Origin of the sequence: Domibacillus sp. 8LH, assembly GCF_038806185.1 — a bacterium.
GTDB classification, from domain to species: Bacteria; Bacillota; Bacilli; order Bacillales; family Domibacillaceae; genus Domibacillus; species Domibacillus indicus_A.
Map to the genome: position 1 here is coordinate 354,342 of NZ_JAVJNG010000001.1, position 18,792 is coordinate 373,133.

Consider the following 18,792-nt stretch of genomic DNA (forward strand, 5'->3'; position numbering starts at 1 on the left):
TTTTACAAAATAATAAGTTCTTTAGCAGAATGTGTGAGCCGTTCATTCCCGCTGTCTGTAAGCAGGATATCGTCTTCGATCCGGACGCCGCCGATACCCGGCAAATAAATGCCCGGTTCCACTGTTACAACCATACCGGATTCGAGCGGTTTATCACTTGTTACCGAGAGTCTCGGGCTTTCATGCACTTCAAGGCCAAGACCATGTCCAGTGGAGTGGCCAAATGCATCTCCATATCCTTTTGATGAAATAATATCGCGTGCTACAGCATCTGCTTCGGCACCTGTCATTCCAGGCTTGATTTGATCTACCGCAGCCATTTGCGCTTCCAATACAATCGCATAAATTTCCTTTAGCTGCTCGGATGGTTCTCCAACCGCTACTGTACGGGTGATGTCCGATGCGTATCCTTTATAGTATGCGCCAAAATCAAGCGTAACAAAGTCGCCTGACTGGATTTCCTTTTCACTCGCTACACCGTGCGGTAAAGCTGAGCGGGCACCTGAAGCAACAATAATATCAAAAGAGGAAGAATCTGCACCGCATTTTCTCATGAAAAATTCAAGTTCATTCGATACATCAATTTCTCTTACTCCCGGCTTTAGAAAATCCAAAATATGCTTGAACGCTGCATCTGCGATGTCACACGCTTCCTTTAATATCTTAATCTCTGGTTCGGTCTTAATCAAGCGCAAGTTTTCCACGATTCCTGCCACCGGCTTGAGTGTCCCGTTGAAATACTTCTGAAGCAATTCAAACTCCTGGTAAGAAACGTATTCTTTTTCAAAACCAAGCGTCTGTACACCAAGTGCTTCTGCTTTCTGCATAGCTTCTTCGAAAATCGATTTTGTATGCTGGACGATCGTAAATCCAGCTGCCTGCTTTGCTGCCTGCTCTGTATAACGAAAATCGGTCATAAAAACGGCTTCTTCGCTTGTGACGAGTACAGCACCTGATGTACCGGTAAACCCGCTTACATAGCGGCGATTATAAGGGCTCATAATAAATAAGCCATCCAGTCCCTGCTCAGCTATTTTTGAGCGCAGCTTTTCAATCTGTCCCATTTTCTCAGCCCTCCCTGTTTACCAAAAAGTCGAGTGCCATTTCGTAGCCATACAGCCCAAAGCCGCACAGCTGTCCTACCGCGTGAGATGCCGTAACTGAATGATGCCGGAAAGCTTCTCTCTTATGAATATTTGAAATATGTACTTCTACAATTGGTACGTTAATCCCTGCTGCTGCATCGGCAATGGCATAGCTGTAGTGGGTGAATGCGCCGGGATTGAAAACAATCCCATCCATTCCTTCATCCTCTGCTAGATGAAGCCGTTCCACAATTTCTCCTTCAAAATTGGAGTGAAAGGTTACCACTTCCACGCCTGCCTGCGCCCCGCGTTTGATCAGCCGTTCCTCAAGCTCGGCAAGCGTCGTCGTTCCGTAAATATGCGGTTCACGCTTTCCAAGCCGGTTCAGGTTTACCCCATTAATAAGCAAAATTTTCTTCATTTCTTATCCCCCGGCTATTCATTTTCCCGACTAGTTTACCATATTTGCCCGGCTTCTGACTACTTGGCTCTTTCGTAATGCCAGGAAATTGTGAGGCTGATAAACAGGAAATAACCGAGCAAAAGAGAAAAAATGGTGACCAGGTGCAGAAGTGACCGGTCAGCACCGAAAAAAACAAACAAAAAAAAGAAAACAGTTATGGAAATTCCAACGGTGAATGGCTTTCTTTTACGGAACAGCGCATAGTATAATAAAGAGAGTACAATAGAAATAAGCACACTTATCACTAAGGCAATTCCGTATTTTACAAGCAGCGGCAGCGGGAAAACAGCAAGCATAAAGACAGGGTCCCAGTTCATAAAATGAAAGGTATAAGAAAGCCAGCTGAATAGCAGCAACAGCAGGCCTGCCATCACGCCGGTCTCACTTATCATACGCCTTGAATAATCAGAATGTTTAGAATTGTTGGTTCGAATCATTTCTTTCCTCCTTCAAGCAGGTCCCGCTTTTATTTTAGCCGGATTATCGCTAAAATATGATTACTATACGTCCTTGCTAAAGGATGAACGAAAGAAGGAACGAACACATGAGTAATGAAAAGCCGGTGTATGGCGGGCAGGCCGTTGTTGAAGGTGTTATGTTCGGCGGAAAAAATCATACGGTTACCGCCGTACGGCGCAACGATGGATCGATTGAATATTTCCATCTGCCCCGCACGATTCGCCCCGCCCTCCAGACAATAAAAAAAATTCCTCTTCTTCGCGGTATCGTTGCCATTTTAGAAGCTGCTGCGACAGGGTCTAAACATTTAAACTTTGCCAATGACCGGTATGATGTCCCGCCGGGTGAAGAAGAAGCAAAAGCAGAAGAGCCGTCGAAGTTTACCCTTATGTTTGGGGTAGCGCTCGTTGGGATTTTATCGTTCCTGTTTGGAAAATTTGTTTTTACCCTTGTACCGGTTGGCCTGGCTGAACTGACAAGGCCTATTTTTCAAAGTGATATGGCCCAGATCTTGGTAGAAGGGCTGTTTAAATTACTCCTGCTGCTTGTTTACATTTGGGCCATTTCGATGACGCCGCTTATTAAACGTGTATTCCAATATCACGGAGCGGAGCATAAAGTAATAAATGCTTATGAAAATGGGCTTTCGCTGACTGTGCAGAATGTGCAGGCCTCTTCCCGGCTTCATTACCGCTGCGGATCCAGCTTTATTTTATTTACGGTTATTGTTGGTGTTTTTGTGTATATGCTTGTACCGACTGAGCCATTTTATGTACGAGTGCTTAACCGGCTTGCTCTTATTCCTGTTGTGCTTGGCCTTTCTTTTGAGGTTCTGCAGCTCACAAACAAAGTTCGTGATGTTCCCGGCTTAAAGTGGCTTGGGTATCCTGGACTTTGGCTTCAACTTTTAACCACAAAGGACCCATCAGATGATCAAGTGGAAGTGGCGATCGCCTCTTTCAAGAAATTAATTTCCATTGAAGAAAGTACTGAAAAAGGATTAAAAGCAGACGAAATTGTCTAATATGTAAGTAACACTATTTTTCCGGGAGGTGGCTTTAATGAATGTTCGCACTGTTGTCGTTTCCGTCATTACTGCACTCGCTGCCATTGGTCTTGTGTCAATGATGATCACCTCTCCCGGGCAGCTCGTGCAGCAAATTGCTTTTGCTGTAATCACTGTTGCGATTGTGATGTTCTTGCTCCGGCTGTTTATGCGTAACCGGACTGGAGGAAACCACAGCGAAAACCGCGCTTACTCTAAAGCTGTGAAACAATCCAAAAAACGCTACGCCACAAAAACAGGTTTTAAATCGAAACCATCTGTTGCTTTCACGACAGGAAAGCCGAAAAAGAAAGCAGCCCGCCGCAAGAAAGCCTCACATTTAACCCTTATTCAAGGAAATAAAGGAAAGCGAAGCTCCCGAGCTTCTTCTGAATGACTCTGCCGGATATCCGCGCAGGGTTTTTTTATTGCCGGCAATATATAAAAAGCCGCCCTTTTTATTCAAGGGCGGCTTTTTGGAGGCCTTCTTTTTCTTATAATCCACATTTCAGCTGGGCGCCGCAGTTCGTACATGTGTTGCAGCCGCCGAGCTCTTCTACTGTTCCTTTGCGGCAGACCGGGCAAGTATTGCCGACTTCACTGCCAATTGTCACATTCGTTGAACGAAGATCCTGAATCGTATCAATTAAAACAACGTGGTTTTCATGTTGTTTCGGTTCTGTTTTCTCTTCTTCATCCCACGTGTTTTCTTCTGCTTTCAGCGTAAGCACCTGGGAATCACGGCTTCCGTCTACATAAACTGTGCCGCCTTTTGCCCCGCCTTTATAAAGACGCTCATACACGCTTTCTACCTGCTCAACTGTATAGCCGCGCGGTGCGTTTACGGTTTTGGAGATAGAGCTGTCAATCCACCGTTGAATCACACACTGAACATCTGCATGCGCTTCTGGTGCCAGGCTCATCGCTGTTACAAAGTAATCCGGTAATTGATCCGGATCTGCTTCCGGATTGCGCTCCAGATAGTCTTTTACAATATCCGCTTTGACCTCAATAAATTTACCAAGCCGTCCGCTGCGGTAGTACGTAAAGGAGAAATACGGCTCCAATCCCGTTGATACACCCACCATCGTTCCAGTAGAACCCGTTGGTGCCACAGTTAACAAATGCGAATTGCGAATACCATTTTGAAGAATAGCTTCCCGTACATGATCCGGCATTTTTTTCATATAGCCTGTATGAACAAATGCCTCACGAAGACGATTGGTTTCATCTTGTGTTTCTCCCTCAAGGAATGGGAAACTGCCTTTTTCTTTTGCCAGCTCTACAGACGTTTCGTACGCTGTTACAGCAATCGCTTCGAACACCTGGTCAACAAGGGCATTTCCTTCTGGAGAACCATATTCTTTTTCGCAATAAATAAGCAGGTCCGCCAGTCCCATTACGCCAAGGCCGACCCGTCGTTCACCGAGCGCCTGTTTTTTGTTTTCCTCAAGGAAATACGGTGTCGCATCGATCACGTTATCCTGCATACGGACACCTGTGCGAACCGTTTGTTTTAATTTATCAAAGTTCACCGTTTTCAAATCCTTGTCCGCCATTTCAGCAAGGTTAACGGCTGCTAAATTGCAGACTGAAAATGGTGCAAGGGGCTGCTCACCACATGGATTTGTTGCAACAACCTGCTGGCCATATGCTTTTGCATTGGTCATTTCATTGGCATTGTCGATAAAGAAAATGCCTGGTTCTGCTGAATAAGTCGCACAGACATTAATTAAATTCCATAGCTCGCGCGCTTTAATTTTGCGGTACGTGCGAACTTTATGTCCCTCGCGCTCCCATTCACGGACATCGCCGACTTTGTGCCAATTTTCGTTGTAATAGGCCATTTCTTCTTTGTTGTACGTTTCTACAGCCGGAAAACGAAGCTCATAATCCGCATCTTTTTCCACTGCATCCATAAATTCATTCGTCAGGCAGATCGAAATATTGGCACCAGTTAAAAATTCAGCGTTATGAACGCTGTAAGTTCCGCCGGTACGAAGTTTCTCTTCCGCTTCTTTGATAATTTCAGGACTGAAGCCGCCGTAGCCGGGGATGTTTTTGTAGTTCACCACACCCTGGTACATCTGCTCCTCGCGTTCAGTAAGCGGCTTAAAGTTTAATTTATCCTTTGCCGCTTTTTGAATTTGCTCGTCTTCTGTATTTTCAAGAAGATAACGCAAGATACGCGGGTTTTGCATTTTTGAAATAATAAATTCTACAATATCGGGGTGCCAATCTGCCAGCATAATCATTTGAGCACCTCTGCGTGATCCGCCCTGCTCAACAAGATGTGTCAGCTTGGCAATATCATCAAGCCACGAAACGGATCCAGACGACTTCCCATTTACGCCGCGGGCAAGGGTATTGCGCGGACGAAGAGTGGAGCCGTTCGTTCCGACACCGCCGCCGCGGCTCATAATTTCCATGACCTGCTTACGATGCTCGGATATACCTTCACGTGAATCAGCTACAAATGGCATCACATAACAGTTAAAATACGTCACGTCTGTGTCTGCCCCCGCTCCGTATAACACACGGCCCGCCGGAATAAAGTTTAAGCTTACAAGTTCGTTATAAAATTTATCGAACCATTCTTTTTTCTTTTCATCTGTTTTTTCAACAGATGAAAGCCCTGCTGCATTGCGTTTAGCAATCTGCTCGTAAAAAACTTCAAGCGGTTTTTCAATCACATCAAGACTGCGGTGAATAATACCTGTTTCTGCTTCTTTTGGATCATCGATCGCACTGCGGTATTCTTCATCAATCAAAATCGATGCTCTTTTCGCTTCTCGATCGAGCGATACGACAAAGCCTGTCCCACGAGCTGGGAATTTAGGATCTTCTTTAATTGTTAAAACAACAAAGTCGCCTTCAGACAGGGTAATTTTTTCAGTATCTTTAAATGAATATCGGTCAATCATAACCAGGCGGGAAACGCCTTTGTGTGTAATGTTCATTTCCGGCGTGATCGGGAAAACCTGCGGGAAAATGCTGATGTCCTTGTTTAACTGGTCAACGTTCAGTGACATAACCTTAGCGGACGTAGCAGACATGGAAACAACTCCTTTTGTATTCTGTTGAAAAAAAGCGAAAACAAACACAATATATTGTGTTTGTTTTTAATTTTATATTCTATATATTGATTTAGATCTTGCGGTTTGTCAAGCGGCCGCCCTTCTGCTCATCCTCTGGCAGGCCTTGAAATCCAAGAGAAAAAAGCAAAAAAAAAATAATTTTGTCGAACCTCTTTTTATCTGCGAAAATTCCAATCCGGATTTTCATACCGATCTCTTTGAATTGTTTCAATTTGACGTTTTTGGCCACCTGTTAAAACGAGCGGTTCAAGGTGAATATTGAGCCCTTCTTCAAACCCTTGTTTGAACGCAACACGTGCTTCATCGAGCGTTACCGGTTCAGCCCGCAGCGCATTAATCGCAACTGCTTTGTTTCCAAACGCCTTCTTCATCCGCTCTTTTACCCGGTCGTTTGGATAGTGAAACAAGCTGAACAGCTTGTCTTCATCCAAATCAAGCAGGATAGAGCCGTGCTGCAATATTACCCCTTTTTGCCGGGTCTGCGCGCTTCCCGCCACTTTTCTTCCTTCAACGACAAGCTCATACCAGCTTGGCGCATCAAAACAAACGCTTGAACGCGGATTTTTTAAACTTGCTTTTTCCTCCTCTGTCCGCGGGACAGCAAACTCTGCAGCAAGTCCAAGCTTACGGAATCCTTGAAGCACGCCTTCAGAAATGACCCGGTATGCTTCTGTTACACCTGTCGGCATGTCTGGATGCTCTTCACTCACAATCACGCTGTACGTTAACTCATGCTCATGAAGCACGCCTCTTCCGCCAGTCGGACGGCGCACGAAGCCAAGCCCATAATTTCGGACAGCGTCAAAATCCACTTCTTTTTCCGCTTTTTGAAAATAGCCAATGGACAGCGCCGCCGGCTCCCAGCCATAAAAGCGGACGACGGGCGGGATCAGGCCCTTGCTGTGCCAATCAAGAAGCGCCTCATCCACAGCCATATTATAAGCTGCATTTTGATTTCCAGTATCAAGAAAAGCCCATGTTTCTTTTGCCATCATATACGCCTTCTTTTCTTAGTAAATTTCCTCACTCAGTCTATCAAATTGACCCTGAAATTCAAAGGCGAACACGCTTCTTTTTTTAAAGAGAATTTTCTTTTCTTCTTATAACCATATCGATATAATAAAGGGAGCAGTTTATTCGAAAGGGGAACACAACGTTGCTTTATTCTATTGCCGCGGTACTCGGTGCCATTATTTTGTACGCGATCTTTATGTACTTTTCCCAAAAGCGTGCAGTAAAACCGCTCAGTCAGGAAGAATTTGTAAAAGGATACCGGAAAGCGCAGCTGGTTGATGTGCGCGAACCGAATGAATACAATGGCGGCCACATTTTAGGAGCCCGGAACATTCCTGTTACGCAAATGAAGCAGCGAATGAAAGAAATTCGCCCGGACAAGCCTGTTTATTTGTATTGCCAGAGCGGCCTTCGCAGCGGCCGTGCTGCACAAATGCTATACAGAAAAGGATACCGCGACATTTACCATCTGCAAGGCGGATTTAAAAAATGGACCGGAAAAATTAAAACAAAATAAAAACAGCCCTGTTTAAACAGGGCTGTTTTTGTTTGTCCGCTTGTGTATGTTCTCCCCTTTTTAAGGGCAGGCTAGGGACAGCTCATGAAATCGAAAGGAGACTTCGAGATAAATGAAGCCTGCTATTATGTATGATGATACTTGGGCAGATGCACTCGAGCAAAACTTAAAAACCGCTTCAACACCCGGCGGCTGGGCACTTTTTAATTTAACAGCCGAGATGAAAAAGCAAATTTTGCCTTCCCGCTTTGATGGGTTGCTGGCGCCTGATTTTCTGCCGCATATGCAGTTTCTTCCCCACCAGCTGAAAACGGCCCAGACCGTAATGGAAGAAATGAGCGGAACCGCTATTTTAGCAGATGAAGTGGGCCTCGGAAAAACCATTGAAGCCGGACTTATTTTAAAAGAATATATGCTGCGGGGCCTTGCTTCCCGCATCCTTATATTAGCACCCGCTTCCCTGGTCAGCCAGTGGGCCAAAGAACTGCGTGAAAAATTTCAAATTTTCGCGCTCGTCCAGCGGAAAAATCCTGACTGGTCTTGGCACGGCGTTCAGATTGCATCGATTGATTCGGCCAAACAGCCGAAGTTTGCCGATGCATTTGCGGATACGTTATTTGACATGATTATCATCGATGAAGCACACCGATTGAAAAATCCTGCTACAAAAAATCACCAGTTTGTCAGCCGCTTAAATAAAACATACTGCCTGCTGCTGACAGCGACACCGGTTCAGAACAACGCAGATGAATTGTTTCACTTGGTTTCTCTTTTAAGACCCGGGCTTTTTGGCAGCAACGGATTCTTCCAGTCTCAATTTAAAGATGGAAAGCGCTCCGTTCAAAACCATGATGCTTTTCACGCCCTGCTCAGGCAGGTCATGATCCGCAATACCCGGACAGATGTGGAAAGTGAGCCTATAAAACGCTTTATTCAAACTATTCGGATCGACCCGTCAAAAGAAGAAAAAGCGTTTTATGATTCGCTGTCCGAATGCCTGCCAAGCTCCATTACACTTCTGACGCTGCAGCGGGAAGCATGCAGCAGCAAGTATGCGGCCCTGGCGACTCTGCAAAAGCAGGAAGGGTTTGACAAAACAAAAGTCGCTGCGCTCGCTCAAGCTGTTGACCGAAATTCCAAAGCTGAAAAAGCATTAGAAATTGTGAATGGCCTGGAAAATGAAAAGGTGCTTATTTTTACTCAGTATCGGGCAACACAGGAATATTTGGAGCTGTTTTTTCGTTATCATCAAATTCCAGCTGTTTCTTTCCAAGGAAAGTTCAAAAAAGGAAAAAAAGATTGGATGATTGAACTTTTCAAAGGTCCAGCGCGGGTGCTGATTGCTACGGAAGCGGGCAGTGAAGGATTGAATCTTCAATTTTGCCGCCATGTTATCAATTTTGACCTTCCATGGAACCCGATGAAACTTGAACAGCGAATTGGACGTGTACATCGTTACGGTCAGACTGAGAACGTCCACATTTATCATCTTGCCTATAAACAATCAGTGGAAGACCGCATGCTCTCTTTGCTTTACGAAAAGATCGCTCTTTTTCAAACGGCTATCGGAAAGCTGGACAATATTTTGGATCAAAACTGGATTGAAGAACACTTGCATGATACATTCCACTCTTCCAAAAGTGTTAGAGAGTGGGAAATAAAAATGCAAAACCTTGCAGCTGCATTGGAGTGAACAACATTGATGTCTTTTCTTCGTTCCTTTTTTACTGCCTGTGAATGTCCTATTCTTGAAGAATCTGAACACTCGTTAAAGGTTCAGTTAACCGAAGAAGCAGATCGTTCCCTGATGAACCGCCCTTTTTACTGGCATTACAAAGACCGGCTAGGCCAGGCAGGCGACCCGATGAGCGTCACCTTTTTCACAAAGGACCCTGGCCGGCCGCTCAAACACCAGGAAGAATATGTTACATTCGGGTCCCCCCGTTTTCATCAGCTTCTTTCCTATGCTCAAAAAAAAGCATCGTTTGTCAAATTGTATGAAACAACAAACGGATCGGGAACCATTCAGCTTGATCCTTGGCTGTTTGTTCATTTTCACCTTTCCTATGAAGCAAACAGCAAAAAAGAAAAGCTCGTTCCGCTTGCTCTTCATTTAATCAACGGAGCTTTTTCGGATCAATTTTTGGAACAAGCAGGCTCTCTGTCTCTCAGCCACTCGATCAGTCCTTACCATTATGTGCTCTCGCCTCTTATTACACCTGCAAGCGGCTTGAACCGGCTAAAGCAAAAATTATGGAGAGACTTGATGGAAGAAGAGCATGGCTGGGCTCAAACGGCTCTTAAAAAACAAAAAGCAGAGCTTAAGCTTCTTCAGTCTTTTTTTGACCAGGAGGAAGAGGATAATACGCATTATGAACGGGAAAAAGCAGCCATTATGCGCCGTTTTGAACCAGTGATCCGTGTTTCCGTTTTGAATGGCGGGCTTTTCTATCTGGCTCAGACAAAATAATTAATGGTATTCAACCCGGCTGAGAAACGATTCCAAGCGGGGATCGTATACATAAGTGGCACGGAAAAAACCGTCAGTATGAGTTGTTGTGATTCGAATCTGCCAGTTTTGTTCAGCTGTTTCCGTTACTGCAGCGTTTGTTGTGCCCAGATTTGTTTCTATCTCAAAAGAAGCAGGCTCTGACTGGGTTAAAACACGCCGCAGCGCCATCAGCTCAGCCACACGAAACTCATAATAGTTTGTTAAATGATCCGCTGTTTTCCATTTGGTCACGGCAGCATCTGCAGCTGACACAGATGCTGCCATAATCAGTACTAAAATAAGCAAAACATGCGGAAAAATCATTCCCTGCTGACGCTTAATGTGCTTTCTTATAGAAAGGATACATGACCGCTCCTTCCTGTTCACCGTTTGAAAATGTAACATGTATGTACATTTTCCCTCCTTGTTCTGAAAACGAAGCCGTTTTTACATTTTGCAGCATCACTTCATGTCCTTGCCCGTTGATCTGCCTTCTAATTTTGTCACGATATTGACTAACCGTGACTAGCATGTCACCAGAAGCTGCTGCTTGGTACGCGAGTCTTGTCCCAGACACATGCCAATTCGAAGATCCCTGCATTTCATTGCGCAGCTGAATGATAAAAAGCTCCCATTCCGTGTTTTTCTCGGCTTTTCCAGCTTCCACAGCCCGATAAGCGCCATCATAAAGCAGTGGAATCGAAGCAGCACACGCACAAAAGACCATTAATGCAATAAGAGATTCAATGAGTGTAAAGCCGTTATTGCTCCTCCACACATCTCTTTTTCCCTTGAATGAATACACACGCTTTCGCCCTTCCTCCGTCTTCTTCCCAAACCAATTTTCCCCTGGCGGCTGGTCCATCCAATTCATAAGAAAAGGAAGCATCCGAAAAAATCCGGGATTCGGCTTCTTCATATAACTTTCTCATTCCTTCCTGCTGCTCCCAGCGCCAGGAGGTGCCCTCCATTAGTTTTAAACTAAAAGGCAGCAAAACACCTGCCGCTATAAAAAGAGCGGTTAAAGCCAGCAGACTTTCCGCTAATGTCATCCCTCTTTCATTCCTCCGAAAAATAAAAACGTCCCCTTCCAATTAAAAAAATCAGCTTGGTGGTTTTTTCATTTGTTGTAAAATAAAACGTGCCGAATCGGCTGGTCGTACCTGTTTTTAAAAAAGCAATCGTATCTAAACCCCTCTCATCAAATATGAAACGCTCGGGGATCTCACGCTTGATAATCGTTTTTCTCGGTATTTCAAATGTGTAGATGTGATAATACCGGTCTTTATTTTCAAAAAAGTCTACAACAATATTTGCGTTTTTCGAAACAGCATATGCCTGGGCTGCAAACAAATCCCTTTCTACCTGGTGAAAAAACTGACGGTTGCGCACGTCTTCCGCAATCGTCCGAAGCGGAATAAGGGCTGCTCCGAAGCAGACAGTAAAAACCATCAGCACAATCATCATTTCCAGAAGTGTAAAGCCTTCTTCTTTATGACCCACCGGCTGACACAATTCCTTCCGCATCGATCGTAACAGCCCCCCCACCCGGGCAGGTCGTTTCATCATCTCTTAAGTACCCATCTGTAACGAGTGTACTGACAGAGGAAGGCAGTGATCCATTATCAATCCGGTACGCCTGTACCTGCCCCTGCACCATATGAACAAACGCGTCACAGCCTTTTGCATTGATATTTTTACTTTGCTTTGCCACGTTTGGAATCGCAATGAAAAGCAAAACGGTAATCACCAATAAGACGATCATCATTTCTATCAGTGTAAATGCTCGTTCATTCTTCCAGAATCGCTTCATTCTTTTTTCCTCCTTTTTTAAACCGAGCCAATCATCTCAAACATCGGCAGCATCACCGACAGATAAACAGCCATGACAACCGTGCCAATCATTAAAAAAACGGCCGGCTGAATAATGCTTGTTGCTTTTTTTATTTTGTTTTCAATCAGCTGGTCACAGAATGATGCGTAAAGAAGCAGCTCTTCTCCCATTCTGCCATTTGCCCCTCCATGGCCGATCAAAGCAGGCAGCTTTCGGTCAAACCAAGTGATATTCGCAATGGCTTCTTTCAAAGAAGTACCCGACATAAGCTGGCTGTTTATTTTTTTTGAAGCTTCACGAAGCATGGGATAAATCGTTTGTTCTTCAAATACATGGAGAAGCTCGTTCACCGAAAATCCACTGCTTAACAGTTGAGCAGATTCCCTGGCAAAAAGACGGGTAAAATAAAGCTGAAATAGAGTTTTCATATACGGAATTTTTATGATCATATCCGCTCTTTTTTGCGGAGAAAGAAGTTTATAGCGGGTATACAAAAGAAGAAGCAGACCAGTCAGAACAGGGGCTGTAATTAAGACGGCCGGGGGTGCCCATTGAAGAAAAAAAAGCAGGAGCAGGATCATCCCTTTTGGTTCATATCCCATTGAAGCGTGAAGATCCCGAAACTGAGGAAGAACGAAAGTATTTAAGACCGCGAGCAATACGATAAGCAAAGCCAGCAGGAAGATCGGATATTGCAGAAGCCGTACAAGCTTTTCTTTCGCCTGTTCAGTCTTGCTCCACTGTGTTCCTGCATGCACGAGCGTTTCTTGAACATTTCCGTGCTGTTCAGCAAAGAAAATCTGCAGGCAGATAAGGGAAGGAACATGAAGCACCGGCAGAATTTCGTGAAGCGGAACGCCCTCCCGCAACTGCTTTTGAATCAAGTTTGTTTGCCTTTTATTTATATCCGGTATGTTCATCAACAGAAATTCTACCGCTTCTCCAATGGAAAAACCTTTTATCATCATTTCCCCGAGCCTTGTAATAAAATCAGCTCCATTTTTCGCTGAAGTCCGTTTCGCTAAAACACCAGCGAGCCCATTCCTCGCGTGTGATAAATCCATATGCTATCCCCTTTCGCAGCTCATCCTGCAGCTTTTGATAAACAGATACCGGCTGATGCGATGATTTGTTCCCCAGTATAGAAAACAGTGCTTTTCCCAATAGTAATTCGCAAACGATCGCCTGCTTTGTTTTTTGCATACATTCCTCCCTGCAGGCAGCACCACAGTCCGGACAGCAGATACGGACAAGCCGCTGTGCGGTAATGCCGATCAGTGTCTGTGTCATTTCATGCTGAGTAATACCGAGCTCTTTTAACCTGCCGATAACACCTGCAGCGTCGCGAGCGTGAATGGTCGAAAGAACCAGGTGTCCCGTAAGTGCACTTTTCACAGCGGCTCGTGCAGTTTCTTCATCACGTATTTCACCGACCATAATCACGTCAGGATCGTGGCGTAAAATGGCTTTTAAGCCCGTTGCATACGTAATGCCGGCTTTTTCATTTACTTGAATTTGTACGAAAGCATCCTGCTGTTTTTCAACGGGATCCTCGAGTGTAATGACATGTTTGTTTAAATGGGAGGCACAATGCTGAATCATAGAGTAAAGTGTAGTGGATTTTCCGCTCCCGGTTGGGCCGCTAAGCAGAATGAGGCCGTTTGAATGGTTTAATAACGAGGTTAACTTGACCGCTGTGTAAGGAAACAGCGTTAATTGGGAAAGAGATGGAACATGTTCCTGTGGCAAAAGGCGGATCACGAGGCTTTCTTTGTGGGGTACAGCGGGAAGCGTGGAAACACGCAGCGATAGGGGAAACTGATCAACCGTCTGGCGAAAGGAGCCGCTTTGAGGCTTTCGTTTTTCACCGATATCCATCGAAGCCGTAAATTTCAAATAAGCAATCAGCCGTTCGCCCTCCCGTATGGAAAAGGTTTCACTTTTTATCAGCTGGCCGCCGACACGAATTTTAAGCAAATAACCGTTTTGTTTTGGCATTAAATGAAGGTCGGTGGCCTGCATTTGAACAGCTTCTTTTAAGATTTGCTCCATTTTTTGCTCAACCTGCAAATTATCACCTTCTCTCCCTTTGAGCATACAACAATATGCCGGGTTAGACTTGTTTTTTTCAAAATATTTACAAAACTTTAACAAAAAAACCTTTAAAGCTTTCCGCTTTAAAGGCTTTGCTTGTTTTAATGCCCTCCGCTTCCCGGCGTCATCATAAAGGTTGACCAATAAGTAAAGGCGGCAAAAAAAACGGTTAAATAAGCACCAAACACATAAATATACATTCGTTCAGAAAGACGTAAATAGCCGAGTAATAAGAAAAATCCAGTTTGGCCAAGAAAAATTAAAGCCGTAATATTCATATGGCCCAAGTAAAACATTAAAGAAAAAATACCGGTCCAAAATGCCATAACACGAAACATCCGATCCATTATGTATCCCTCCCTTTTTTCAAAGCTTGGTCCATTAATATCACTATTATAAAGGATAAGAGACAAAAATGTAAGCGTTTCTTTTATTCAGTTTACTGCAACCGACTGATAGATACATTCCTTGCATCCATTCAGCATCGTAGAATGCTGGCTTAAAACAGCAGGCCCAAATAAGGTGTCCATAACTCCTTGTAAAAACGCTTTATGAATCCGGCATGTTGCTGCAGCTTTTTCCTGAAGCAATTCTTTGAATGGACAGTTATAAATAGCAAATTGAACAACGATCCCCTTTTCTGTTTCTTCCGCATGCGCTGTATAACCAATTCTTGCAGTCAACGTTTTAAGCAATTGAAGACGTTCTTTATTTGGAAGGGAGGAAACAGCCCCTTTCATTTCTGCTTCTACAGAACGCCGGCCGGCTTTTTGAGCGGCCGCTTCCGCCATTTTTACTCCGTCTTCTCCAAAAAGCTCCAGAGCCCCAAGCAAAATATCCGACAAAAGCTGGTAATCGCGATGTGGAAAAGCCAGCTGCACAGCTCTTTCCGCCGGCTTATATATCTTACCCGGCCGGCCGCCTTTTCCTGTTTTCTGCAGACAGGAACCAATTAAATTGACATCTTCAAGCTTTGTTAAGTGAAGGCGTGCCACGTTCGGATGAATGCCAAATTGAGCGGCTATATCCTGTACTGTCAGGTCTCTATGTTCTTTTAAAATATATTCATAAATGGAATAACGTGTGGCATCAGCAAGTGCGCCTGTTACTTTTAAAACAGAGTTCATTTTATCACCTCGTCATTTTTTAATTATTATAAGCAACAATTTTATGGTGAAAAATGATAAAAGTCATACTTATAAGCGTGTTACGAAATTGGACACAATTAAGAGGGTAATCACCGTACAATAATTGTACAAGTATTGTATAGTGTATTTGAGAATAAAAAAGGAGGAGTATTTATGTCTGCTGTTACCTTTTATACGTATCCAAGCTGTACATCATGCCGAAAAACAAAAAAATGGCTGTCTGCCCATTCAGTTGATGTTCAGGAACGCCACCTTTTCCGTGAAACTCCTACACGCCAGGAGCTGCTAAATCTTTTATCCATGACTTCAGAAGGTCTTGATGAACTGCTTGCCACCCGAAGCAGAACGTTTAAATCGTTAAATGTAAGCGTCGATGAGATGCCCCTTTCAGCCGTTGTCGATTTGATTATTGAAGAGCCTAAATTGCTGCGGCGTCCGATTTTAACGGACGGAGAATCGCTTGTGGTTGGATATAATCTTGAAAAGCTAAGAAGCCTGACGAAAAAAAAGCAGGTTATGAAATATACCGGATAAAAAAACAGAGAACACCGTAATGGCGTTCTCTGTTTTTTTAAAAACCATTTAAAAAAGGATTGCTGTCCATTTCCGTGATCACGGATGTTGCCGGGCCATGTCCCGGGAGCACAATGGTTTCCTCAGGCAGTGACATAATTTTTTCATGAATGCTCGTAAGAAGTGTCTGGTGATCGCCGCCAGCAAGGTCTGTACGGCCGATGCTGCCCATAAAAAGAGTGTCACCGGCAAACAAGGCGCCGCCTTCTTCGAAATAATAAGATACGCTGCCCGGTGAATGGCCCGGTGTATGCAGCAGTTTGAATGTAAACAGATCAATCGTTAAATCTTCTTCATTACGGATCAAAACATCAGCCGGCGGTGCCGTAATGCTTCCCATGCCAAAGCGGCTTGAGCCGTTCAGATCGGCATTTTCAAGCCACTCTGCTTCTTTTTCATGCAGATAAACCGGCATGTTAAAAGCTTCTTTCAGCGGGCGAACAGCCCCAATATGGTCAAAATGAGCATGAGTCAGCAAAACAGCGAGCGGGTCAAGCTTGTTTTCCTTCAGCCAGCTCACAAGCTGATCTCCTTCTGAACCCGGGTCAAAAACAATACATTTTGACTCATGAGAAAGTATGTAGCAATTTGTTTGCAGAGGACCAAGCGGCAATTGCGTCCAATCCATATCATCTCCACCTTTTTCTTTATTCAATTGATATCGTAACAGGAAACTGCAGCTGTTAAAAGAATTATCCGCTTTCATCTCGACAAATATGGAAAAACCTTATACAATAGGGGTGTGTTTTACGCTTACATGGGTTTTTATGGCTTTTTATATAAGGAGGCCTGGAAAAATGAACGGGTTAACGATTATTTTTGCTCTTATTGCCCTTCTTGCCGTTTTCAGTACCATCAGCGCTGTAAAAAACAAAAATCTGCTCGGCATCGTTTTTAGTCTGGGTACAGCTGGTGTAATCGGCTGGTTTACCATCATGACGGTTTTGCATCACGGCTATCCAGCTGCCCATTAAAAAAGCCCCTGATAAAAATCAGGGGCTTTTTTTTATTCTTTTCTTGCAGCATCTGGATCATAAAAACGAAGCAGGTCCCCGTAAATAACCCGATCTGAATAATTTAATTCAGCAGCTGCTTTTTCAATATAAGGCGCACAGTAGGAAGCATCCGTTTGCTCGCCCGTCTTTTTATCCCAGCATACGTCGCCGGCATACACATAATTTTCTGTCACAAAACGGCCGTCACGGAATGCGGCAAAGCTTTCATGCTCGCTGGAAAGTAAATCTTGTCCAAACTGAATATCTCCTTTTGTATCAACGCCAAGAAGATGAAGCAGTGTTGGCCGCACGTCCACCTGTCCGCCGACCGTATCAATTTCCTGGCCTTTAACGCCTGGAATGTGAATCATAAACGGTACTTTTTGAAGCTCAGCTGATACGTATGGCGTCACTTCTTTACCTAAGTATTGAGACATGGCTTCATTATGATTCTCTGAAATGCCGTAATGATCCCCATACAAAACAATTACAGAGTTTTCATAAAGGCCTGCTTTTTTCAAATCTTCCACAAACGTTTTTAATGCTTCGTCCGTGTAACGAACGGTAACGAAATAACGATTTAATGTGCCGCTTGATGAATTAAATTCATCAATCATCTGGTCTTCTTTGTCGTAGTAGAACGGATGATGATTGGTCAGCGTGATCATTTTTGAATAAAACGGCTGCGGCATGGTTTTCATCAGCTCGGCCGATTGTTCAAAAAACGGAATATCTTTCATTCCCCAGTTTACACTGTTATCTTCATTCACCTTATAATCATTTACATTGTAAAAACGTTCATATCCAATCGAATCATACATAATGTCCCGGTTCCAGAAACTTTTATTGTTCGCATGCATCGCATTTGAAAAATAGCCATTTTCCTCAAGCTTTTCAGCCATTGAATTAAATTGGTTGCCAGAGTGAGTAAAAAACACGGCACCGCGGCTCAGCGGATACAGTGCATTTTCTGTTAAAAATTCTGCATCAGACGTTTTCCCCTGCCCGGTTTGGTGGTAGAAGTTAGTGAAGTTTAAACTCTCTTTTGCAAAATCATTCAGAAATGGCGTAATTTCCTGGCCGTTTACGGTATTGTTTAAAACAAAAGCCTGTGTTGACTCAACGGACACCATAATCAGGTTTTTTCCTTTGGCAGCGCCAAACAGCTCTGTATTTGGTTCGGCATAATTGGCGTCAGCATAGTTTTCAATTTCAGTTAATTCGCTGCCATCTGCCAGTGCACGCTGGGCAGATGATTTGGATTGAAGAAAAATGTCATAAAGGTGATAGTTGAACGTTCCGATGTTTTTCACAAGCATTTCACGGTCGAAAGTTCTTGTTAAAAGCTGCGGACGTTCCACTTCTGCTAGTCCAAGGTTCAAAAACATAAGCGCAGCAGCTGATAAAAAATAAGCGCGGCGGTTCATTTTTGACATTGGGCGAAACTTCACAAATGACGGCTTGAACTTAAGCAGGAGGAATAAAAGAATGACATCGGCGAAATATAAAATATCCGCTACATTAAATTCTTCTGTAACACTGTTACCCAAATCAGCAAAGTTACTTGTTTGAAATAAAAGAGGCAGCGTAATAAAGTCATTAAAAAAGCGATAAAACACAACGTTCGCATAAAGCAGAAAACTTAAGAAAAAGCTCATGCCCAGCAAATAACGATTGCGTGCTTTGTCGCTTTTAAAGAAAAAGCCAATTCCCATTACCAGCATAATAAAGCTTAGCGGGTTAATCAGCAAAATAAATTCCTGCAGTGAGTTTTCAATATCCATGTTAAAGCTTGTTTTATAGACGATGTATGTTTTCATCCATAAGAACAAAACGGTTACAGCAATAAGAGAAATGTTGCTGCGTATTGTTCTTTTCATCTTTCAGCCTCCTCGTTACTTCTATAAAAGTGATCGGGGAATTGCATACACTTTAACCTAGTGTAAATTGTCTTTCACAATCTTAATACTTTTTTT

The 18,792-nt window shown here is 43.8% G+C and carries 23 protein-coding genes; 7 read left to right on the top strand and 16 right to left on the bottom strand.

All coding sequences use genetic code 11. From position 1 onward, the window contains the following. Window positions 1-2 precede the first annotated feature (2 nt). Genes RG959_RS01865 through RG959_RS01875 form a run of 3 tightly spaced genes read right to left on the bottom strand, consistent with a single transcriptional unit; the run spans window position 3 to window position 1,985 of the window. Window positions 3-1,064, bottom strand: a complete 1,062-nt coding sequence (locus RG959_RS01865) for a M24 family metallopeptidase (RefSeq protein WP_251271013.1) — start codon at window positions 1,062-1,064, stop codon at window positions 3-5. A 4-nt stretch (window positions 1,065-1,068) separates the two neighbouring features. Continuing rightward, window positions 1,069-1,506, bottom strand: a complete 438-nt coding sequence (gene aroQ / locus RG959_RS01870; RefSeq protein WP_342795730.1) for a type II 3-dehydroquinate dehydratase — start codon at window positions 1,504-1,506, stop codon at window positions 1,069-1,071. Between the two features lie 59 nt (window positions 1,507-1,565). Beyond that, the gene (locus RG959_RS01875; RefSeq protein ID WP_342795731.1) at window positions 1,566-1,985 is read right to left on the bottom strand and encodes a hypothetical protein; all 420 of its coding nucleotides are present in this window, start codon (window positions 1,983-1,985) and stop codon (window positions 1,566-1,568) included. 107 nt (window positions 1,986-2,092) lie between these two features. On the opposite strand from RG959_RS01875, the gene RG959_RS01880 reads away from it, so the two are divergent. Continuing rightward, window positions 2,093-3,031: a DUF1385 domain-containing protein gene (locus RG959_RS01880; RefSeq protein WP_315695191.1), complete on the top strand. Its 939-nt coding sequence runs from the start codon at window positions 2,093-2,095 to the stop codon at window positions 3,029-3,031. Between the two features lie 37 nt (window positions 3,032-3,068). After that, entirely contained in the window at window positions 3,069-3,449 is a 381-nt protein-coding gene (locus RG959_RS01885) for an SA1362 family protein (RefSeq protein ID WP_315695189.1), read from the top strand. Between the two features lie 97 nt (window positions 3,450-3,546). Here the strand turns inward: RG959_RS01885 and RG959_RS01890 are convergent, their stop codons facing one another. Together RG959_RS01890 and RG959_RS01895 are read right to left on the bottom strand one after the other, a co-directional pair. Then, window positions 3,547-6,108 carry a vitamin B12-dependent ribonucleotide reductase gene (locus RG959_RS01890; protein WP_342795732.1) on the bottom strand — a complete coding sequence of 854 codons (2,562 nt, stop codon included), beginning with the start codon at window positions 6,106-6,108 and terminating at the stop codon, window positions 3,547-3,549. A 197-nt stretch (window positions 6,109-6,305) separates the two neighbouring features. Then, window positions 6,306-7,142 carry a lipoate--protein ligase family protein gene (locus RG959_RS01895; RefSeq protein ID WP_342795733.1) on the bottom strand — a complete coding sequence of 279 codons (837 nt, stop codon included), beginning with the start codon at window positions 7,140-7,142 and terminating at the stop codon, window positions 6,306-6,308. Window positions 7,143-7,360: 218 nt separating this feature from the next. On the opposite strand from RG959_RS01895, the gene RG959_RS01900 reads away from it, so the two are divergent. The 3 genes from RG959_RS01900 to RG959_RS01910 all read left to right on the top strand — a co-directional run bounded on the left by RG959_RS01900 (window position 7,361) and on the right by RG959_RS01910 (window position 10,151). Then, a complete protein-coding gene (locus RG959_RS01900; protein ID WP_309091630.1) occupies window positions 7,361-7,681 on the top strand; it encodes a rhodanese-like domain-containing protein in 321 nt (106 codons plus the stop codon). 112 nt (window positions 7,682-7,793) lie between these two features. Beyond that, entirely contained in the window at window positions 7,794-9,374 is a 1,581-nt protein-coding gene (locus RG959_RS01905) for a DEAD/DEAH box helicase (RefSeq protein WP_342795734.1), read from the top strand. A 9-nt stretch (window positions 9,375-9,383) separates the two neighbouring features. Beyond that, complete coding sequence (locus RG959_RS01910) at window positions 9,384-10,151, top strand: YqhG family protein (protein WP_342795964.1); 768 nt, start codon at window positions 9,384-9,386, stop codon at window positions 10,149-10,151. Here the strand turns inward: RG959_RS01910 and RG959_RS01915 are convergent, their stop codons facing one another. From RG959_RS01915 to RG959_RS01955, 9 genes are all read right to left on the bottom strand, one after another. Next, window positions 10,152-10,577: a hypothetical protein gene (locus RG959_RS01915; protein WP_342795976.1), complete on the bottom strand. Its 426-nt coding sequence runs from the start codon at window positions 10,575-10,577 to the stop codon at window positions 10,152-10,154. It abuts the gene before it with no gap. Continuing rightward, a complete protein-coding gene (gene comGF / locus RG959_RS01920; RefSeq protein ID WP_342795735.1) occupies window positions 10,510-10,950 on the bottom strand; it encodes a competence type IV pilus minor pilin ComGF in 441 nt (146 codons plus the stop codon). Before comGF ends, RG959_RS01915 begins: the two co-directional genes overlap by 68 nt. After that, on the bottom strand, window positions 10,934-11,224 hold the full coding sequence (locus RG959_RS01925; RefSeq protein ID WP_342795736.1) for a hypothetical protein: 291 nt from the start codon (window positions 11,222-11,224) through the stop codon (window positions 10,934-10,936). The genes comGF and RG959_RS01925 overlap by 17 nt, the downstream gene beginning before the upstream one ends. Before the next feature lie 7 nt (window positions 11,225-11,231). After that, window positions 11,232-11,699 carry a competence type IV pilus minor pilin ComGD gene (comGD, locus tag RG959_RS01930; RefSeq protein ID WP_342795737.1) on the bottom strand — a complete coding sequence of 156 codons (468 nt, stop codon included), beginning with the start codon at window positions 11,697-11,699 and terminating at the stop codon, window positions 11,232-11,234. Then, complete coding sequence (gene comGC, locus RG959_RS01935; protein ID WP_309091571.1) at window positions 11,665-11,985, bottom strand: competence type IV pilus major pilin ComGC; 321 nt, start codon at window positions 11,983-11,985, stop codon at window positions 11,665-11,667. Before comGC ends, comGD begins: the two co-directional genes overlap by 35 nt. 17 nt (window positions 11,986-12,002) lie before the next feature. Further along, entirely contained in the window at window positions 12,003-13,070 is a 1,068-nt protein-coding gene (gene comGB / locus RG959_RS01940) for a competence type IV pilus assembly protein ComGB (RefSeq protein ID WP_342795738.1), read from the bottom strand. Next, the gene (gene comGA / locus RG959_RS01945) at window positions 12,997-14,103 is read right to left on the bottom strand and encodes a competence type IV pilus ATPase ComGA (protein ID WP_483298839.1); all 1,107 of its coding nucleotides are present in this window, start codon (window positions 14,101-14,103) and stop codon (window positions 12,997-12,999) included. Before comGA ends, comGB begins: the two co-directional genes overlap by 74 nt. Before the next feature lie 98 nt (window positions 14,104-14,201). After that, entirely contained in the window at window positions 14,202-14,447 is a 246-nt protein-coding gene (locus RG959_RS01950) for a DUF2626 domain-containing protein (RefSeq protein WP_242233465.1), read from the bottom strand. An 87-nt stretch (window positions 14,448-14,534) separates the two neighbouring features. After that, on the bottom strand, window positions 14,535-15,227 hold the full coding sequence (locus tag RG959_RS01955; protein ID WP_342795740.1) for a helix-turn-helix transcriptional regulator: 693 nt from the start codon (window positions 15,225-15,227) through the stop codon (window positions 14,535-14,537). A 174-nt stretch (window positions 15,228-15,401) separates the two neighbouring features. On the opposite strand from RG959_RS01955, the gene RG959_RS01960 reads away from it, so the two are divergent. After that, window positions 15,402-15,782 carry a Spx/MgsR family RNA polymerase-binding regulatory protein gene (locus RG959_RS01960; RefSeq protein ID WP_342795741.1) on the top strand — a complete coding sequence of 127 codons (381 nt, stop codon included), beginning with the start codon at window positions 15,402-15,404 and terminating at the stop codon, window positions 15,780-15,782. A gap of 37 nt (window positions 15,783-15,819) precedes the next feature. Here RG959_RS01960 and RG959_RS01965 read toward each other — a convergent pair whose 3' ends face one another. Continuing rightward, window positions 15,820-16,449 (bottom strand): MBL fold metallo-hydrolase, encoded by a 630-nt coding sequence (locus RG959_RS01965; protein WP_251271031.1) that lies wholly within the window; start codon window positions 16,447-16,449, stop codon window positions 15,820-15,822. A gap of 169 nt (window positions 16,450-16,618) precedes the next feature. On the opposite strand from RG959_RS01965, the gene RG959_RS01970 reads away from it, so the two are divergent. Beyond that, the gene (locus tag RG959_RS01970) at window positions 16,619-16,795 is read left to right on the top strand and encodes a DUF2759 domain-containing protein (protein WP_242233461.1); all 177 of its coding nucleotides are present in this window, start codon (window positions 16,619-16,621) and stop codon (window positions 16,793-16,795) included. Between the two features lie 32 nt (window positions 16,796-16,827). On the opposite strand, the gene RG959_RS01975 is transcribed toward RG959_RS01970, so the two are convergent. Further along, complete coding sequence (locus RG959_RS01975) at window positions 16,828-18,696, bottom strand: LTA synthase family protein (protein ID WP_342795742.1); 1,869 nt, start codon at window positions 18,694-18,696, stop codon at window positions 16,828-16,830. Window positions 18,697-18,792 lie beyond the last annotated feature (96 nt).